The following is a 17,621-nucleotide window of genomic DNA, read 5'->3' as shown; positions in this document are numbered from 1 at the left end:
GCCCGCGGAGAAATTTATGAAAGGATTAAACGATCGTTTCTTAACGATCCGTCTGGCTGTGCGGATGTGATTTCGCGTTGCGTTCTGCGCGCCGGATGAAACATACAAAGGGGCAAGGCGTGAGCTTGAAGGCGATGTACGGGTCTAAATGGCGCAAGCTCGGAGCAGGGATCGCCGCAATCGCGGTCGTCACCACAGGTCTGGTACTGCCAGCAGCAGCGCACGCCGCTGATCCGACAGCGTTGCTTGACATTCGCAAGGCGGCCAGCACCTCCGAGGTCTTGCCCGGTGACACCTTCGACTACACGATCGATGTGTCGTGCTCGAGCATCACCGACCTCGGCTGCATCAACGCGCAGCTCACCGACCCCGTCCCCGCCGAGTTCGAGATCCTCGACGTCACGGTTGAGAATGCTCCGCACGGTGCGCCTGTAATCGACGGGCAGAACGTCACAGTCCCGTTCAACGAAGACCTGGGCGGGGGAGTGCTGGGCCTGAAGGACAACACCACCGCCACGGTCACCATCTCGGTCCGCGTGCGCGCAGACCTTCCCTACGAGCTCAGCGGCGTCGAGATCCCCAACACCGCGACCGTATCGGCCGACAACGCCGCGCCGAAGCCCGCCACCGCGCCGGTCGTCCCCACGATTCCGCTTGAGCTGAGCACCACGGCAGAGAAGTCGTTCGCCCCTGACCTCGCGCAGGCGGCTCCCGGAACCGAAACCACGCTCACCCTGATCGGCACGAACACGTCGAACGCCGGTGTGGATGCCCTCACCCTGACCGACCCGGTCGATCCGAGCGCCGCCGGCAGCCCCTTCGATTACCTGGCCATCACGGCCGTCGCAGAGGTCGTCTGGCCTGACGGTGCCGAGAACGTCGTGCTCGAGCACTGGGACGGAAGCACCTGGATCGAATCGGGAACCGCGACTCGCCCCGGCGCTCCTAACGCCCCGCCGAGCAGCGCAACGGGCATCCGCGTGACCTTCACCGGCGCCGATGGCGCCACGATCCCCACCGGCGCATCCGGCGGCATCATCCTCACACTCGAGCAGCGTGACAGCGTCGTCGATCTCACCTCCAGCCTCACCGTGTCGAACACGCTGCAGAGCCAGGTCGCCCTCGGCGACCAGACCGCCACAGGCACCGCTGACGCCACGTATCGCATTGTCACCGAACCCATCACTGTCGCAGCCGCGAAATCGTTCACCCCAGATGTCGTGTTCGCAGGCGGTGCTACCTCGGTCAGCCTGACCGGCACGAACTCGGGCGAGACTTCGCTCGACACGCTCACGATTCGCGAACCCGCTGAGGGCGAATTCGATGCGCGACTCTCATTCGCAGGCTTCACGTCCGCCGTAGTCTTCCCCTCTGGTGCGGAAACCGGCGAACTCACCTTCGTGTACCTCGACGTCACCGGCCTCGAGCGGTCCGTCGTCACGCCGCTGGTCGACGGCGGAGCATTCCCCGAGCTTCCGGCTGACTTCGCCACCTTGCGGCACTTCGAGGTCGCATTCGCAAGCACCGCAGACGGTCCGATCGTCTCGGGCGCAGAGTCTTCCATCACTTTCGACGCGAATGTCGCCGAGGGACTCGACGCGGGCACCGTCATCGACAACGTCGTGCGCGTGGGCGGCACATCCGGCACGCAGACCGCACAGGATGACGCTCCCGCCGCTCTCACGATCGATGAGCGCAGCCTCGATGTCGAGACACAAAAACGCATCAGCCCCGGAACGATCTGGGGTTACGCGGGTGAGGTCGCGACACTTCAGCTTCCGACGACCCTGCTGCCCTCATCCACGACGAACGCGCACAGCATCATCGTGAATGACCCTGCCCTTGCCGAAGACGGCACCCCCGCGGCATCCGACTGGTGGGATCACTTCCGACCGACCGCCGTGACCAAGACCGACGTACCGGACGGCGCGACGCTGACCGTGCGCTATTTCGACACCACGAGCGGCGCATGGGTGACGCTCCCCGGCGCCGACGGCATCGCAGGACCGACGTCGTTCTCGATTGACATCCCCGTCGACATTCGGGACGCGATCGGTGGCCTCCAGTTCGAGTTCATCAACGAAGACCCCGGCTTCTCTCCCGGCGCCATCGTGCAGCCGAACATCACGACGCAGCTGAAGGAGAGCCTGCCTCCGAAGCCCGAGGGCGCAGACATCTCCGTGCAGAACTGTTCCGGTGCCTCCGCCACCGCACCCGGCGCCACCGCTGGGTCGGCGACCGTAGACCCGTGCCCGGCGATCGAGATCCTCGCACCGACCCCGGGGGAGTCCGACCTTCTCGAGAAGGAATGGATCTCTCCCGCCGACGGCCTGGTGACCGCGCGCTCCGGAGAGCACGCCACCTCGCGACTGCACTGGTCGACCGGTGGCCGTGGAGGCCTCGAGCAGATGGTCATCGCCGACACCGCAACGAACGGCGGTGACATCGACGCAGGCCCCGCGGCATCCGTCGAGGACACCACCTTCCAGGCGTTCAACCTGGTGAAGGTCAAAGCGATCACGCCGACGCTTGACCCGCTCATCGCCTACGACCGCATCACCGCGGTGCAACTGTGGAACGGCACCTCCTGGGTCGGTCTTGCGAACGCGGCCGTTCCCTACAACGGCGCACTGCCTGAGATCTCGTTGACCGCAGCCGAGCAGCAGTCCGCTCTCGGCATCCGTCTGGTTGTCGAGGAGTACACCGACGCGCGCGCGAACGCGACGGCGCCGGATGCCCCGTCTGCCGGCAGCGGCGTCGCCCGCTCGTTCGAGAACAACCGCGCCATTGACCTCGAATGGCAGATCCGCGACGCCAAGCGCGTGCCGACCGACGGCTCCGAGCCGGTACTCGGCAGTGAGACCTACAACACCGGCGATCAGGGCGATGTGAACAACACCGCCAGCGCGACCGGGTTCGCCGGCGGCGCCGAGCAGACGCGCGACGTCGATTCCGACATCATCTCGATCCTCGACCGCCCGCTGAACGTCACGGTCACGAAGGGCTGGACAGGCGGGCCGCTCGGCGTTCCGCCTGAGGGCACACCCACGGACGGGTATCCGACCAGCCGGGTGACGGTCACGGCGAAGAACACGACGGTCGCGAAGGTCGACACGCTCAGCATCACCGATCCTGCTCCTGGCAGCGCGACCGACCCGTTCGACACCTTCGATCTGAAGGACATTCGCTCGATCTCCGTTCCCGCGGGCGCCGTGGCATCCGAATCGGTCGTCATCCTGAGCCGTGACGGTGGATCCTCCACCACACACACCATCGCGCAGGCGACGGAACTGACGGCGGCCGACCTCGCCGACGTGACCGGCATCCAGATCGAGCACAACGGGCGCATCATCTCGACCGGCGCCTCCACGCTCGTCATGGATCTGCGTCTGCGCGCGACGCACCGCAGCGACGACAGCCCGGTCACACTCGTGGACTCGCCCATCGCGAACGAAACCGAAGCCAAGGTCGTCGACCCGGGCGGCGTCAATGGCGTGCACGAGGTGACCGCCCTCGACGAGGCGCAGATCCCGCTCGCCAACCTGAACATCGATGTCGTCACGACGAAGCTGTTCAGCCCCGACACGCAGTTCGAGATCTACCTCCCGGAAGAGGACGCATACGCGACCGAGCCGTGGGACCCGATCAGGATGAACCTCACCGCGCAGCCGAGCGGCTCTGCCCGCACCGCCGTGATGACGGTCACCGACGAGACGCCGACCTTCTGGAACACGTACCGATTCGTCGGGTTCCCGTCCGTCTTCGCCCTGAAAGCGCCGATCGAGCAGGTGCGCGTCGACGCCCTTGTCGGCGGCACGTTCGAGGTGGCAGCCGACGGCTCGCTCGCCCTGAACGGCGCAAGCTGGCAAGAAGGCGCGTTCGGCGCGGCCCCGGCACTGCCGGCCGGCGTCGACGCAGATGACGTCCGCGGTCTGCGGTTCACGTTCCAGCGCGCCGACGGCTCGCAGTGGGAGAACCCGGCGAACCCGCTGCAGTCGATCCCGATCGACGTCAAGCGTCGGGCATACCAGGTGATCGACCCCTCCATGCCCGTCCCGTCGAGTGCGGCCGTGAACGCGGCGGCGCCTGGCGAAGAAGGCGACGAAGGCGGTGTGTTCACGAACACCGTGCAGGCGCACGTCATCAGCGCCGTCAACGGCGCGGGAGCAACCCCTCTGACGGCTGATCACGATGCCACCGCCCAGGCGTTCTACGTCGCCGGTGGTATCGAGGTCGTCACACGCAAGACTCCGGTCGGATCGCAGGCACCGGGCAGGGTGATCCCGTTCAAACTGACCGTGACGAACTCGGCCTCTGCGGATTCCGGGCTCGAGAAGTCGATCCTCAACCCTGTGATCGTCGACACGCTCCCACTGAATGCGGACGGTGAGCCGTGGCTGATCTTCGACGAGGAGAGCACGGAACCGCACTACGCGTATGCGTACACCCAGACGGCAACACCTTCGGGGGAGAACACCCGGATGCCGATCGATCCGGCGCTGATCACCCTCGAAGAGGTGACCAACGCATCCGGCGAGATCATAGAAATGCGTTTCAGCTTCCCTGATGGCACCGTGATGATGCCGGCCGAGACGTACGTCATCACCATCAACATGATGTTCCGCCCCGGCATCACCGCGGGCACTCAGGTGACCAATGGATTCGGCATCAGCTCAGACGAACCCTTCGAAGCCTGCAACGGTGTCGAGGGTGAAGTCGACGTCTGCGGCACCGACACGACCGTCTACCCGACGGCGACCGGCGCACTGCGCGGACAGAAGTTCGTCAAGTCCGACGACACTGAACTCGGTGTGAACGACGTCACCAACGCGGCGAATGTCTGCGAGCCCGCGCTCGACGACTTCTACGCGGGCAACTGTGTTCCGGTCACGAAGCCTCTCGGCACCGAGACCTGGCGCGAGCGTGTCACGAACACCGGAACGCTCGAGATGGACAAGGTCGTCACGATCGACCGCCTGCCGACGCCCGGCGACCGCGGCGCGTACGTTGCGCTGCCGCGCGGTAGCGAGTGGCAGCCGATGTGGGTCGGCGCTCTGACGCCGGTGACGGATGCCGGATACCGCACGCCCGAGTCGATCGAGTACTACTATTCCTCGGCAGACAACCCGTGCACGGCGGATCTCACGCCCGGTGCGGCGTGCCCGACCGACGCGTGGCTTGCGCTGACCGACGACGTGGATCCGACGCAGGTCAAGCACATCAAGACGGTGTTCGGCTTCGAGGGGAACCACTTCCTGCCGGGCGACGTGCTGGGTTACACATTCCAGACGCGGACGCCGGCGGTTTCACCGGTGGCCAACAAAGACACGGTCGCCTGGAACACGATCGCCATTGGCGCGCAGACGGTGAACGCGGACGGCGACCGGATCGGCGACCTGTTGCCGACCGAGGGTCGACGCGTGGGAGTCGCACTGGCGACCGGACCTGTCTGGGTCGAGAAGACCACGAACGGTGAGGGTGTCTCGTTCGCGCCGGAAGTATTCCAAGTGCAGCTGCAGTGCGTCGTCGGCACCGGCACGGACTTCGAGACAGTGCTCGACCCGATCGTGGCGACTGTGTCTGCTGACCAGATCACCGACCTGGAGCGGCAGCTTCCCTGGGGTGCGGAGTGCACGCTCGCAGATGTCGCTGGCGCGAACGGTGAGACGTCATCCGAGTCTGGTGACGCCGTCACGATCGGCCGCAACGGCGAGGTCGTTCCGGTTGCGACCGTGGCCAACACGTACTTGCTGTCGAACCTCGAAGTCTCGAAGACCGTTGTCGGCGCAACCGATCAGGACGGTGAGCTGATCGCGTACGGCGCATTCGACTTCAACGTGGTGTGCACGTTCGTCGGCGCGCAGGTCTGGGCCGAAGGCTTCACTGCCTCCCCGATGCAGTTCGAGCTTTCTGCCGGTGAGGACCGCGTTCTCGCGGGACTGCCGTCGGGAGCCGAATGCCTCGTCACCGAGACCAACGCTCAGGGCGCCGTCACGACCAGCGTTGTCGTCGGCGCGGATGGTGAACCCATCGATGCCGGTGCGGAAGCCGGAGTCACGACTTCGGCGGATGCCGAAGCAACGGTGTCGTTCACGAACACGTTCGAGCTCGGTGCGATCGCACTGACCAAGCAGGTCGACGGTGACGCCGCCGAGCTGTTCCCCGACACGACCACGTTCGAATTCGCGGTGCTCTGCGTCTACGGAGGCGTGACGGTCTACGAGACCACTGTCACGCTGACCAAGGCGGATGCCACTGGCGGAAAGATCATCACGATCGATACGCTCCCGGCCGGCGCAGAGTGCGCCGTGACCGAGACGGACGCCGGTGGTGCCAGCTCGACCGTCATCACTCCTGACACCACTGACGCCCCGGTCGCGGTCGGCACGATCGCTGAGCCGGTGCTGTTCACCGCGGCGAACACGTTCGGAACCGGCACGCTGCACGTCACCAAGGAAATCCTCGGTGAAGGTGCATCGCTGTGGGGCACGGGTCAGTTCGAAGTCACGCTTGTGTGCACATTGAACGGCGCGGATGTCATTGTGTCGGACGGCGCCACTCGCACCTTCTCGGCCGCGGACGGGCTCGAAGCCGACTACAGCTTGCTGCCGATCGGCGCCGAGTGCACGCTGACCGAGTCGAACGACGGTGGGGCTACGACCTCGCAGATTGTGGATGTGGATGGTGCTCCGCTCGTCGGCGCATTCGTCATCACCGACACCGCTGAGCCGCTGCAGCTGCGCGTGCAGAACACCTTCGATATCGGCTCCATCGAGTTCTCGAAGGAGATCACCGGTGACGCCGCAGGCTATGCACCGGACGAGTTCGGATTCGACGTGATCTGCACCGTCAACGGTGCCCAGATCGACCTCGGTGCGAACGCGATTGTGGAGCTGCACTCCGAGAACGGTTACACGCAGCGCATCGACGGCCTCCTGCTCGGCGCCACCTGTGATGTCACAGAGCAGGGCGAGCTCGGTGAGTTCGGTGAGACCACCCGCTATGGCACTCCGACGACCCTCGTGGTCGCGATGGAGAACTCCCAGGGCGCGATTCCTGAGGAACAGATCGCGGTCATCGAGAACGAGTACGACTACTCGGGTCTGTCGGTCACGAAGACCATCGACACCGACGCCAGCGAGGGAGAGTTCGGCCCGTTCGACTTCACCCTCGTGTGCACCTCGGCGCTCGGTGCCCCTGTCACGTTCGACGGCGGCGTAACCGAACTGTCATTCACTCTGGAAGGCGGCGAGACCTTCACCGCTCCCGAGAACACGATCCCGGCACGCGCCACCTGCGTGATCTCCGAGGTCGACAGTGCGGATGCTGATGGCACCGTCATCGTCGGAGACAACGTCACCGACAACGGCGACGGCACCGCATCGGTGCTCGTGGGCACGACGACTTCATCCGTCGAGTTCACGAACGGCTTCGACAGTGGACTGCTGACCGTGAACAAGGTCATCGACGGAGAGGGCGCAGCGCTCTTCGGCGCCGGTCCCTTCGACTTCACGGCCGTCTGCACCTACCGCGGTCAGACGCTGCTGGACACCGAGTTCATGCTCGACCCGAACGCGCAGCGCACGTTCGGTGTCTTCCCGACCGGCACCAGCTGCATCGTCGAAGAGACCGCGACCGGCGGCGCCACCAGCACTGCCATCGACCCGACCGACGGGGTGGTCGTGATCAGCGCCGACGTGGATGCCACGAACGCTGTCACCGCGACGAACACGTTCGCGTTGACCTCCATTCAGGTCAACAAGACCGTGACGGGTGCAGCAGCAGGATACGCGGCCGACGAGTTCCTCGTCGACGTGGTCTGCACCGTGCGCGGCATCGATGTTCCCCTCGGAGCGGACGCGGTCGTTTCGCTCAACACGGCGAACGGCTTCTCGTACCGCGTCGACGGCATCCCCACCGGCGCATCCTGTGCGGTGACGGAGCAGGGCGAGGTCGGCGAATTCGGTGAGACCGGACGCACCGGCACCCCGGCGGACATCGCCGTGGACACGGTAGTGGATGCCACCGAGGACGTGCCTGCAGCGCAGACCGCAGAGCTCGTGAATGATTACGCCTTCTCCGGTCTGTCGATCACGAAGCGGGTGGATGCCACGGCCGATGCCACGTACGGCCCGTTCGACTTCACCCTTTCCTGCACGAGTGCCACCGGCATCCCGGTGACCTTCGACGGGGGAGTCACGGAGCTCGGTTTCACTCTCTCGGGTGATGAGAGCTTCACGGCACCGGAAAACACCATCCCGGCACGTGCCGACTGCCTCGTCACTGAGGTGGGCAGCACCGCGGATGGTGTGGTGGTCGTGGGTGACAACGTCACCGACAACGGCGACGGCAGTGCCCTGATCCACGTCGGTGTCGAGGCTGCGGCCATCGAGTTCACCAACAGCTTCGATGCGGGTGTGCTCGTCGTGCAGAAGGTCGTCGATGGTGCAGGCGCGAACCTCTACGGCACTGGTGCGTTCACCTTCACCGCGGTGTGCACCTACGAGGGTCAGACGCTGCTGGACGACTCGTTCGAACTCGCAGGTGGCGACCAGCGCTCGTTCGGTCCGTACCCGACGAACACCTCCTGCATCGTTGAGGAGACGGATGCCGGTAACGCCACCACCGCGACCCTCGACCCGAGCGACGGCATCGTCGCACTGGGTGCGGGTGCGGCAGCGACGGTTACCGCGACCAACACGTTCGAGGTCTCCTCGATCACCGTGACTAAGAAGGTCACCGGCGATCTGGACGCCGAGGGCGCGCGGGGCGTGTTCACTGTCGAGTTGCAGTGCACCGTGGGCGGCGCTTCGATCGAGATCCCGGGTGGGGAGCAGCGCATGCTGCGCGTCGAGGGCGGCTACGAGGTCACCTTCAGTGATCTGCCGACCGGCGCAGACTGCATCATCGTCGAGACGGAGACCGGCGGTGCCCTGCGCACCTCGATCATCGTTGCCGGCGCTGACACGGTCGACGGGACATCTGCTGATGTCACCGCGGTCGGCCACGTGCAGGTCGAGATCACGAACGAGTTCGTGAAGGATCTGCCGAAGACCGGTCTCTCGATCCCGCCGCTGCTGTGGGCGGCCATCCCGCTGACACTGTTCGCGGGGATCGCGTTGCTGCTGATCGGAACGCGACGCCGTCGCGAAGAGGTCTAATCGACTGAGCGAGTAAAGGGCGGGTGCGAGTTTCTCGCATCCGCCCTTTCCTCTCCCATAAGCGCTGTCGCTTCCCATAGGATGGTCGGAGCCGCCTGGGGATCTTGCGGCCGAGTTCGTCGAAGGGGTTCGGCGAACTGCACTGCACGGCTGGGGTCGTGCTGAGTACTGGGGAAACGATTTGGGGATCATCGTGCGTTGTGCGCCGTCTCGGCGCCCGTACTTTGTCGCGCCTGCGCGGCGAGCGATCCACCAAGCCTTCGACGAGGATTCTGGCGTCCCTTCGCGCCCGAATCCTCGTGTTCGGCGCGCCCCCTCGCGCTGAACACATTCCCCAAGGTGGGGCGAGGCATGGGGATGCTTCGCTCCACCGCCCACCCCTTGTCGCGACAGGAATCGAAGCGCGACACGCCCGGGTTTGCGTAAGTGAAATCAGGCATGGCAGAATAGACAGGTTCCACATTCCGCTGGTGCACTATGTGCGCTCGACGGATCACCATCATGGCAGTGCATAGGCGGCGTCCTCTCCTCGGAGAAGGATGCAGGGTTCTAGGCCGCGGGTGGCAGAACAGCTACCACCTCCTCACGGAGGTGCTGTCGTGCGTTGAAAGACGTGCGAAAGGCGTGAACAGCGCCGTCATGCGTCCAATGCCCCTGAGTCACCCGGCCCAGGTTGGTAAGACGCTTTATAGAGAGTGAACAGACAATGGCGGGACAGAAAATCCGCATTCGCCTGAAGTCGTATGACCATGAGGTCATCGACTCGTCGGCACGCAAGATCGTCGACACCGTGACCCGTGCGGGCGCGACTGTCGTCGGACCAGTGCCGCTGCCGACCGAGAAGAACGTCGTGTGCGTTATTCGGTCGCCCCACAAGTACAAGGACAGCCGCGAGCACTTCGAGATGCGCACCCACAAGCGTCTGATCGACATCGTCGACCCGACGCCCAAGGCTGTCGACTCGCTGATGCGTCTCGACCTTCCTGCTGACGTCAACATCGAGATCAAGCTCTAAGGATCGACATGGCTGACATCAACGCAAAGATTTCCAAGGGACTGCTGGGCACCAAGCTCGGCATGACCCAGGTGTGGAACGCGGATGGCAAGATCATCCCCGTCACCGTCATCGAGCTGGCACCCAACGTGGTCACTCAGATCCGTACCCCCGAGAAGGACGGCTACAACGCTGTTCAGATCGCGGCTGGTCAGATCGACCCCCGCAAGGTGAACAAGCCGCTCTCCGCTCACTTCGAGGCTGCCGGCGTTACGCCGCGCCGCCACCTCACCGAGATCCGCACGTCGGATGCTGCTGAGTACTCGCTTGGTCAGGAGCTCACAGTTGACGGTGTGTTCGAAGCAGGCCAGCTGGTCGACGTAGTCGGCACCAGCAAGGGCAAGGGCTTCGCCGGTGTCATGAAGCGTCACAACTTCAAGGGCGCCCCGGCATCGCACGGTGCACACCGCAACCACCGTAAGCCCGGCTCCATCGGCGCATCGTCGACTCCGAGCCGCGTCTTCAAGGGCATGCGCATGGCTGGCCGTATGGGTGGCGAGCGCGTGACCGTCCTCAACCTGACGGTGCACGCCATCGACGCCGAGAAGGGACTCATGCTCGTCAAGGGCGCCGTCCCCGGTGCTCGTGGCCGCCTCGTCTACGTCCGCAACGCAGTGAAGGGTGCCTGAACATGGCTGACTCGACTCTCGCGCTCGACGTTGTCTCGATCGATGGCAAGAAGGCTGGCTCCATCGAGCTGCCCGCCTCGATCTTCGACGTCAAGACGAACATCCCGCTGATCCACCAGGTCGTCGTCGCGCAGCTCGCGGCGGCTCGCCAGGGAACCCACTCGACCAAGCGTCGCGGTGAGGTCTCCGGTGCAGGCCGCAAGCCCTTCAAGCAGAAGGGCACGGGTAACGCCCGTCAGGGTTCTATCCGCGCGCCGCACATGACCGGTGGTGGCATTGTCCACGGCCCGAAGCCTCGCGACTACTCGCAGCGCACACCCAAGAAGATGATCGCCGCAGCCCTCCGGGGTTCGCTCAGCGACCGCTTCCGCGGTGACCGCCTGCACGTCATCGAGTCGTTCGGCATCGACGGCGCACCTTCGACCAAGAACGCCGCGAAGTTCCTCGCGACCGTTGTTACGTCCAAGCGCGTCCTCATCGTGATCGCACGCGATGACAACACGACGGTCAAGAGCATTCGCAACCTTGACCACGTGCACGTCATCACGTACGACCAGCTCAACGCGTACGACGTTCTCGTCTCTGACGACATCGTCTTCATCCAGGCCGCACTCGAGGGCTTCATCGCCTCGAAGACCGGTACAACCGAGGAGGTCTCGGCATGACCGAGCAGGCAAGCGCCCTCCAGCCGGCGTTCAACAAGGACCCCCGCGACATCATCCTGAAGCCGGTCGTCTCTGAGAAGAGCTACTCGCTGATCGACGAAGGCAAGTACACCTTCCTCGTCGACCCGCGTGCTACGAAGACCGAGATCAAGCTCGCCATCGAGAAGATCTTCGGCGTCAAGGTTGCGGGTGTCAACACGATCAACCGCGTCGGCAAGACCCGTCGCACCCGCTTCGGCACGGGAAAGCGCAAGGACACCAAGCGCGCCATCGTGACCCTGAAGACGGGCACAATCGACATCTTCACGGCAATCGGCTGATCCGGGGGATAAGGACAATAATGGCTATTCGCAAGTACAAGCCCACGACCCCCGGTCGCCGTGGCTCGTCAGTGGCTGACTTCGCTGAGATCACACGATCGACGCCTGAGAAGTCGCTGCTGCGCCCACTGTCAAAGACCGGTGGCCGTAACAACCAGGGCCGCATCACGACCCGTCACATCGGTGGTGGCCACAAGCGCCAGTACCGTGTCATTGACTTCAAGCGCAATGACAAGGACGGCGTCAACGCCAAGGTCGCTCACATCGAGTACGACCCCAACCGCACCGCACGCATCGCACTGCTGCACTACTTCGACGGCGAGAAGCGATACATCATCGCGCCGAACAAGCTGAACCAGGGCGATGTCATCGAGTCGGGTGCTGGCGCTGACATCAAGCCCGGCAACAACCTGCCTCTGAAGAACATCCCGACCGGAACGGTGATCCACGCGATCGAACTCCGTCCCGGTGGCGGTGCCAAGATGGCTCGTTCTGCTGGTGCATCCGTTCGTCTCGTTGCCAAGGAAGGCATCTACGCGCAGCTTCGTCTGCCGTCTGGTGAAATCCGCAACGTCGACGCACGCTGCCGCGCAACGATCGGCGAGGTCGGCAACGCCGAGCAGTCGAACATCAACTGGGGCAAGGCTGGCCGTAACCGCTGGAAGGGCATCCGCCCGACCGTCCGTGGTGTCGCCATGAACCCGGTTGATCACCCGCACGGTGGTGGTGAGGGTAAGACCTCCGGTGGACGTCACCCTGTTTCCCCTTGGGGTCAGGCAGAGGGTCGTACCCGTCACGCCAACAAGGAAAGCGACAAGTACATCGTTCGTCGTCGCACCGCGTCTAAGAAGCGTAAGTAGGAGTAGAGAAGATGCCACGGAGTCTCAAGAAGGGCCCCTTCGTCGACGAGCACCTGCTTCGCAAGGTTGTCGTGCAGAACGAAGCTGGTTCCAAGAACGTCATCAAGACCTGGTCACGTCGGTCCATGATCATCCCGGCCATGCTGGGTCACACGATCGCGGTCCACGACGGTCGCAAGCACATCCCCGTGTTTGTCACCGAGACCATGGTCGGTCACAAACTGGGCGAGTTCTCGCCCACCCGCACCTTCCGCGGCCATGAGAAGGACGACAAGAAGGGCCGTCGCCGCTAACGCGGGGACGATAGAGGAGAGAGAAATGGTGGAGTCCATCGCACGCGTGCGACACATCCGCGTGACCCCTCAGAAGGCTCGTCGTGTCGTCGCGCTCATCAAGGGAAAGCAGGCCGAAGAGGCCCTCGCAATCCTGAAGTTCGCAGCGCAGAGCGCCAGCGAGCCGATCTACAAGCTTGTCGCGTCGGCCATGGCCAACGCACAGGTGAAGGCAGATCGTGACGGCGAGTACCTCGACGCGGCCGACCTGTACGTGGCTAACGCTTACGTAGACGAGGGTGCAACGCTCAAGCGTTTCCGCCCCCGTGCACAGGGTCGCGCTTTCCAGATCAAGAAGCGCACGAGCCACATCACGGTCGTGCTCTCGACCCCGGAGGTTGCTACGGCAACCGAGGGCGACAGCAAGAAGAAGGCGAGCAAGTAATGGGACAGAAGGTAAACCCGTACGGCTTCCGCCTCGGAATCACTACGGATCACGTGTCACGTTGGTTCTCAGATTCGACGAAGAAGGGCCAGCGCTACTCTGACTACGTCGCAGAAGACATCAAGATTCGTCTTCTGCTGCAGAAGCAGCTTGACCGCGCCGGCGTTTCGAACATCGAGATCGAGCGCACCCGTGACCGCGTCCGCGTCGACATTCACACCGCCCGTCCGGGCATCGTGATCGGTCGTCGTGGCGCCGAAGCAGAGCGCATCCGTACTGACCTCGAGAAGCTCTCAGGTAAGCAGATCCAGCTGAACATCCTCGAGGTCAAGAACCCCGAGGCTGACGCTCAGCTCGTCGCACAGGGCATCGCCGAGCAGCTTTCTGCTCGTGTGGCGTTCCGTCGTGCGATGCGCAAGGGCCTCCAGGGCGCACAGCGCGCTGGAGTCAAGGGCATCCGTATCCAGGTCTCCGGCCGCCTCGGCGGCGCCGAGATGAGCCGTTCGGAGTTCTACCGCGAAGGCCGTGTGCCGCTGCACACGCTTCGTGCGAACATCGACTACGGCTTCTACGAGGCAAAGACCACCTTCGGCCGCATCGGCGTGAAGGTCTGGATCTACAAGGGTGACCTCACCGCTAAGGAGCTTGCTCGCGAGCAGGCTAACGCACCGAAGTCCCGTGGCCGCGATGACCGTGGCGGCGACCGCCGTCGCGCTCCGCGCAACGAGGCTCCTGTTGCAGAAGGAGCGTCGGCATAATGCTCATCCCCCGTAAGGTCAAGTTCCGCAAGCAGCATCACCCGGGTCGTTCCGGTCAGGCTACTGGTGGCACGAAGGTCTCCTTCGGAGAGTTCGGCATCCAGGCACTGACTCCGGCTTATGTGACCAACCGTCAGATCGAGGCAGCTCGTATCGCGGTTACCCGTCACATGAAGCGCGGTGGAAAGGTGTGGATCAACATCTACCCGGACCGTCCGCTCACGAAGAAGCCTGCTGAAACCCGCATGGGTTCCGGTAAGGGTTCGCCCGAGTGGTGGGTCTCGAACGTCAAGCCGGGCCGCGTCCTCTTCGAGGTCGCCGGTGTCTCCGAGGAAATCGCTCGCGAGGCTCTGACCCGAGCAATTCACAAACTGCCGCTCAAGGCACGAATCATCAAGCGCGAGGAGGGCGACGCGTAATGGCGATCGGAACCAAAGAGCTCGCTCCTACGGAGCTAGACACGTATGAAGACCAGCGCCTCGTTGAGGAGCTGCGCAAGGCCAAGGAGGAGCTTTTCAACCTCCGTTTCCAGTCGGCCACCGGCCAGCTGGAAAGCCACGGCCGCATTCGCGCCGTCAAGCGCGACATCGCACGCCTGTACACCGTGATCCGCGAACGTGAGCTGGGCATCCGTGCGACGCCTGCTCCGGTCGAGGCCCCGGCCAAGAAGGCGTCCAAGTCGAAGGCGAAGAAGACCGAGGATGCCTCGGCTGACGCTGAAGGGAAGGCTGAGTAATGGCCACCAAGAAGGAAGCGGAAGCTCCCGTCTCGCACGATGTGCGCGATGAGAACGCTCGCGGTTACCGCAAGACGCAGCGTGGCTACGTCACCAGCGACAAGATGGACAAGACCATCGTCGTTGAGGTCGAAGACCGCGTAAAGCACCCCCTGTACGGCAAGGTCATCCGCCGCACAGAGAAGCGCAAGGTGCACGACGAGACCAACTCGGCGGGCATTGGCGACCTCGTTGTCATCACCGAGACTCGTCCGCTCAGCGCCACGAAGCGCTGGCGTCTGGTCGAAATCGTCGAGAAGGCCAAGTAAGCCTCCCGGCTTACTTAAGGAGCAATAGTGATTCAGCAAGAATCCCGCGTCAAGGTCGCCGACAACACCGGTGCGAAGGAACTCCTCACGATCCGCGTTCTCGGTGGCTCACGCCGCCGTTACGCAGGTCTGGGTGACACCATCGTGGCCACGGTCAAGGACGCGATCCCCGGCGGAAACGTGAAGAAGGGCGACGTCGTCAAGGCGGTCATCGTCCGTACCAAGAAGGAAGTTCGTCGTGCGGACGGCTCCTACATCAAGTTCGACGAGAACGCTGCCGTCCTTCTGAAGACTGACGGGGAGCCTCGCGGCACCCGCATCTTCGGACCGGTCTGCCGCGAACTTCGTGACAAGAAGTTCATGAAGATCGTCTCGCTGGCGCCGGAGGTTATTTAATTATGGCGAACATCAAGAAGGGTGACCTGGTTCAGGTCATCACTGGCCGTAAGCAGGCCAAGGGCGGAGACCGGGGCAAGCAGGGCAAGGTCCTCGAGATCTTCTCTGACCGCAACCGCGTCATCGTCGAAGGCGTGAACTACGTCACCAAGCACAGCCGCGTCGGCCAGACGCAGCGCGGCACCAAGACGGGTGGCATCGAGACGATCGAAGCCCCCATCCACATCTCGAATGTCGCACTTGTCGACCCTTCGACCAAGAAGCCGACTCGCGTCGGTCACCGGGTCGAGGAGCAGACCAAGGACGGCGTCAAGCGCACCGTCCGCGTGCGTTACGCGAAGACGTCAGGTAAGGACCTCTGATGAGCACCGACACTGCCGCGCCGGCTGGCAAGATCCAGCCGCGCTTGAAGCAGAAGTACCGGGCCGAAATCCTGCAGAAGATGCAGGAAGAATTCGGCTACACCAACGTGATGCAGATCCCCCGGCTGGTCAAGGTCGTCGTCAACACCGGTGTCGGTGAAGCGGCTCGCGACAGCAAGGTGATCGACGGCGCGGTTGAGGATCTCACGAAGATCACCGGCCAGAAGCCGATCGTTACGAAGGCCCGCAAGTCCATCGCGCAGTTCAAGCTGCGTGAAGGTCAGCCCATCGGTGCGCACGTCACCCTCCGTGGAGATCGTGCGTGGGAGTTCATCGACCGCCTTGTCTCGCTCGCACTGCCCCGTATCCGCGACTTCCGCGGTCTTTCGGGCACGCAGTTCGACGGTCACGGTAACTACACCTTCGGTATCCAGGAGCAGAGCGTGTTCCACGAGATCGATCAGGACAAGATCGACCGCGTTCGCGGCTTCGACATCACCGTCGTCACCACGGCCAAGACGGATGACGAGGGTCGTGCACTTCTGCGTCACCTCGGCTTCCCGTTCAAGCCCGAAGACGCCAAGGCGTGACACTGTGGACCCCCGCCCGTCGGGCGGGGGTCCCGTGTGCGCTTACAATTGAAGATTGCATCTCATAGAAGGTCGTCTGTCGTGTAACGGCAGCCGAAACCTCGTGAACAAAGGAAAATAAATATGACAATGACAGACCCGGTCGCAGATATGCTGACCCGTCTGCGCAACGCGAACTCGGCACACCACGATTCCGTGTCCCTGCCGTCGAGCAAGCTCAAGACGCACATCGCTCAGATCCTCGAGCAGCAGGGTTTCATCGCCGGCTACGAGGTCACCGACGCTCGCGTCGGTGAGACGCTGACCATCACGCTGAAGTACGGCCCCACCCGCGAGCGTTCGATCGTGGGCATCAAGCGCGTATCGAAGCCCGGACTGCGCGTTTACGCAAAGTCCACGGAGCTCCCCACGGTCCTTGGCGGCCTTGGCGTGGCCATCCTGTCCACTTCCTCCGGACTCCTCACGGACCGTCAGGCTTCGCAGAAGGGCGTAGGCGGAGAAGTTCTCGCCTACGTGTGGTAATTCGAAATGTCGCGTATTGGACGACTTCCCATCGAGATTCCTGCGGGCGTGACCATTGCGGTCAACGGCCGTGCAGTCGCGGTGAAGGGCCCCAAGGGTGAGCTCACCCTGAACCTGGCCAGCCCCATCGAGGTCGCGGTCGAGGACAACCAGGTGGTTGTTTCCCGTCCCGACGACGAGCGTGAGTCACGGTCGCTTCACGGCCTGACCCGCACGCTCATCAACAACAACATCATCGGCGTGACCCAGGGTTACACCAAGGGCCTTGAGGTCGTTGGTACCGGTTACCGCGTGCAGCAGAAGGGCGGCTCGGTTGAGTTCGCGCTTGGCTTCTCGCACCCGGTTGTCGTTGCGCCGCCCGCCGGCATCACTTTCGCGGTCGAGGGCAACAACAAGCTCGTCGTGAGTGGTATCGACAAGCAGGCTGTCGGTGAGGCAGCTGCCAACATCCGCAAGATTCGTAAGCCTGAGCCGTACAAGGGCAAGGGTGTGCGTTACGCCGGCGAGATCGTGCGTCGCAAGGCCGGAAAGAGTGGTAAGTAA

Annotated in this window: 17 protein-coding genes; all 17 read left to right on the top strand. The window is 63.7% G+C overall.

Features of this window, described 5'->3' with window-relative positions:
- Positions 1-119 precede the first annotated feature (119 nt).
- The 17 genes from ACSU04_RS10765 to rplF all read left to right on the top strand — a co-directional run bounded on the left by ACSU04_RS10765 (position 120) and on the right by rplF (position 17,621).
- On the top strand, positions 120-9,161 hold the full coding sequence (locus ACSU04_RS10765) for a DUF5979 domain-containing protein (protein WP_439289478.1): 9,042 nt from the start codon (positions 120-122) through the stop codon (positions 9,159-9,161).
- A gap of 706 nt (positions 9,162-9,867) precedes the next feature.
- Positions 9,868-10,176 (top strand): 30S ribosomal protein S10, encoded by a 309-nt coding sequence (rpsJ, locus tag ACSU04_RS10760; RefSeq protein WP_030147986.1) that lies wholly within the window; start codon positions 9,868-9,870, stop codon positions 10,174-10,176.
- An 8-nt stretch (positions 10,177-10,184) separates the two neighbouring features.
- Complete coding sequence (gene rplC / locus ACSU04_RS10755) at positions 10,185-10,844, top strand: 50S ribosomal protein L3 (protein ID WP_439285989.1); 660 nt, start codon at positions 10,185-10,187, stop codon at positions 10,842-10,844.
- Between the two features lie 2 nt (positions 10,845-10,846).
- A complete protein-coding gene (gene rplD, locus ACSU04_RS10750; RefSeq protein WP_439285988.1) occupies positions 10,847-11,509 on the top strand; it encodes a 50S ribosomal protein L4 in 663 nt (220 codons plus the stop codon).
- Positions 11,506-11,829 (top strand): 50S ribosomal protein L23, encoded by a 324-nt coding sequence (gene rplW / locus ACSU04_RS10745; protein WP_439285987.1) that lies wholly within the window; start codon positions 11,506-11,508, stop codon positions 11,827-11,829. The genes rplD and rplW overlap by 4 nt, the downstream gene beginning before the upstream one ends.
- 20 nt (positions 11,830-11,849) lie before the next feature.
- A complete protein-coding gene (gene rplB, locus ACSU04_RS10740) occupies positions 11,850-12,689 on the top strand; it encodes a 50S ribosomal protein L2 (RefSeq protein WP_439285986.1) in 840 nt (279 codons plus the stop codon).
- Between the two features lie 11 nt (positions 12,690-12,700).
- Positions 12,701-12,982 carry a 30S ribosomal protein S19 gene (rpsS, locus tag ACSU04_RS10735; protein ID WP_439285984.1) on the top strand — a complete coding sequence of 94 codons (282 nt, stop codon included), beginning with the start codon at positions 12,701-12,703 and terminating at the stop codon, positions 12,980-12,982.
- Between the two features lie 25 nt (positions 12,983-13,007).
- Positions 13,008-13,406: a 50S ribosomal protein L22 gene (gene rplV / locus ACSU04_RS10730; RefSeq protein ID WP_439285982.1), complete on the top strand. Its 399-nt coding sequence runs from the start codon at positions 13,008-13,010 to the stop codon at positions 13,404-13,406.
- Positions 13,406-14,164: a 30S ribosomal protein S3 gene (rpsC, locus tag ACSU04_RS10725; protein ID WP_439285980.1), complete on the top strand. Its 759-nt coding sequence runs from the start codon at positions 13,406-13,408 to the stop codon at positions 14,162-14,164. The genes rplV and rpsC overlap by 1 nt, the downstream gene beginning before the upstream one ends.
- Positions 14,164-14,583, top strand: coding sequence for a 50S ribosomal protein L16 (rplP, locus tag ACSU04_RS10720; RefSeq protein ID WP_439285978.1), 420 nt, complete (start codon positions 14,164-14,166; stop codon positions 14,581-14,583). Before rpsC ends, rplP begins: the two co-directional genes overlap by 1 nt.
- Positions 14,583-14,900 (top strand): 50S ribosomal protein L29, encoded by a 318-nt coding sequence (gene rpmC, locus ACSU04_RS10715; RefSeq protein WP_439285976.1) that lies wholly within the window; start codon positions 14,583-14,585, stop codon positions 14,898-14,900. Before rplP ends, rpmC begins: the two co-directional genes overlap by 1 nt.
- A complete protein-coding gene (gene rpsQ / locus ACSU04_RS10710; RefSeq protein ID WP_439285974.1) occupies positions 14,900-15,208 on the top strand; it encodes a 30S ribosomal protein S17 in 309 nt (102 codons plus the stop codon). Before rpmC ends, rpsQ begins: the two co-directional genes overlap by 1 nt.
- 27 nt (positions 15,209-15,235) lie before the next feature.
- Positions 15,236-15,604, top strand: a complete 369-nt coding sequence (gene rplN / locus ACSU04_RS10705) for a 50S ribosomal protein L14 (protein ID WP_439285972.1) — start codon at positions 15,236-15,238, stop codon at positions 15,602-15,604.
- A 2-nt stretch (positions 15,605-15,606) separates the two neighbouring features.
- Complete coding sequence (gene rplX, locus ACSU04_RS10700; RefSeq protein ID WP_439285970.1) at positions 15,607-15,966, top strand: 50S ribosomal protein L24; 360 nt, start codon at positions 15,607-15,609, stop codon at positions 15,964-15,966.
- Complete coding sequence (gene rplE, locus ACSU04_RS10695) at positions 15,966-16,556, top strand: 50S ribosomal protein L5 (protein ID WP_439285968.1); 591 nt, start codon at positions 15,966-15,968, stop codon at positions 16,554-16,556. Before rplX ends, rplE begins: the two co-directional genes overlap by 1 nt.
- 123 nt (positions 16,557-16,679) lie before the next feature.
- On the top strand, positions 16,680-17,078 hold the full coding sequence (gene rpsH, locus ACSU04_RS10690) for a 30S ribosomal protein S8 (RefSeq protein WP_439285966.1): 399 nt from the start codon (positions 16,680-16,682) through the stop codon (positions 17,076-17,078).
- Between the two features lie 6 nt (positions 17,079-17,084).
- Positions 17,085-17,621, top strand: a complete 537-nt coding sequence (gene rplF, locus ACSU04_RS10685) for a 50S ribosomal protein L6 (protein WP_439285964.1) — start codon at positions 17,085-17,087, stop codon at positions 17,619-17,621.

Source organism: Microbacterium sp. A84 (assembly GCF_051842815.1).
Lineage (GTDB): Bacteria > Actinomycetota > Actinomycetes > Actinomycetales > Microbacteriaceae > Microbacterium.
The sequence above is the reverse complement of the archived record's forward strand: the minus strand, read 5'-3'. Positions and strand labels throughout refer to the sequence as shown.

Bases quoted from the DNA above. Each gene is read 5' to 3' on its own strand.
- rpsJ (WP_030147986.1), top strand. From the start codon at position 9,868: ATGGCGGGACAGAAAATCCGCATTCGCCTGAAGTCGTATGACCATGAG.
- rplC (WP_439285989.1), top strand. From the start codon at position 10,185: ATGGCTGACATCAACGCAAAGATTTCCAAGGGACTGCTGGGCACCAAG.
- rplD (WP_439285988.1), top strand. From the start codon at position 10,847: ATGGCTGACTCGACTCTCGCGCTCGACGTTGTCTCGATCGATGGCAAG.
- rplW (WP_439285987.1), top strand. From the start codon at position 11,506: ATGACCGAGCAGGCAAGCGCCCTCCAGCCGGCGTTCAACAAGGACCCC.
- rplB (WP_439285986.1), top strand. From the start codon at position 11,850: ATGGCTATTCGCAAGTACAAGCCCACGACCCCCGGTCGCCGTGGCTCG.
- rpsS (WP_439285984.1), top strand. From the start codon at position 12,701: ATGCCACGGAGTCTCAAGAAGGGCCCCTTCGTCGACGAGCACCTGCTT.
- rplV (WP_439285982.1), top strand. From the start codon at position 13,008: ATGGTGGAGTCCATCGCACGCGTGCGACACATCCGCGTGACCCCTCAG.
- rpsC (WP_439285980.1), top strand. From the start codon at position 13,406: ATGGGACAGAAGGTAAACCCGTACGGCTTCCGCCTCGGAATCACTACG.
- rplP (WP_439285978.1), top strand. From the start codon at position 14,164: ATGCTCATCCCCCGTAAGGTCAAGTTCCGCAAGCAGCATCACCCGGGT.
- rpmC (WP_439285976.1), top strand. From the start codon at position 14,583: ATGGCGATCGGAACCAAAGAGCTCGCTCCTACGGAGCTAGACACGTAT.
- rpsQ (WP_439285974.1), top strand. From the start codon at position 14,900: ATGGCCACCAAGAAGGAAGCGGAAGCTCCCGTCTCGCACGATGTGCGC.
- rplX (WP_439285970.1), top strand. From the start codon at position 15,607: ATGGCGAACATCAAGAAGGGTGACCTGGTTCAGGTCATCACTGGCCGT.
- rplE (WP_439285968.1), top strand. From the start codon at position 15,966: ATGAGCACCGACACTGCCGCGCCGGCTGGCAAGATCCAGCCGCGCTTG.
- rpsH (WP_439285966.1), top strand. From the start codon at position 16,680: ATGACAATGACAGACCCGGTCGCAGATATGCTGACCCGTCTGCGCAAC.
- rplF (WP_439285964.1), top strand. From the start codon at position 17,085: ATGTCGCGTATTGGACGACTTCCCATCGAGATTCCTGCGGGCGTGACC.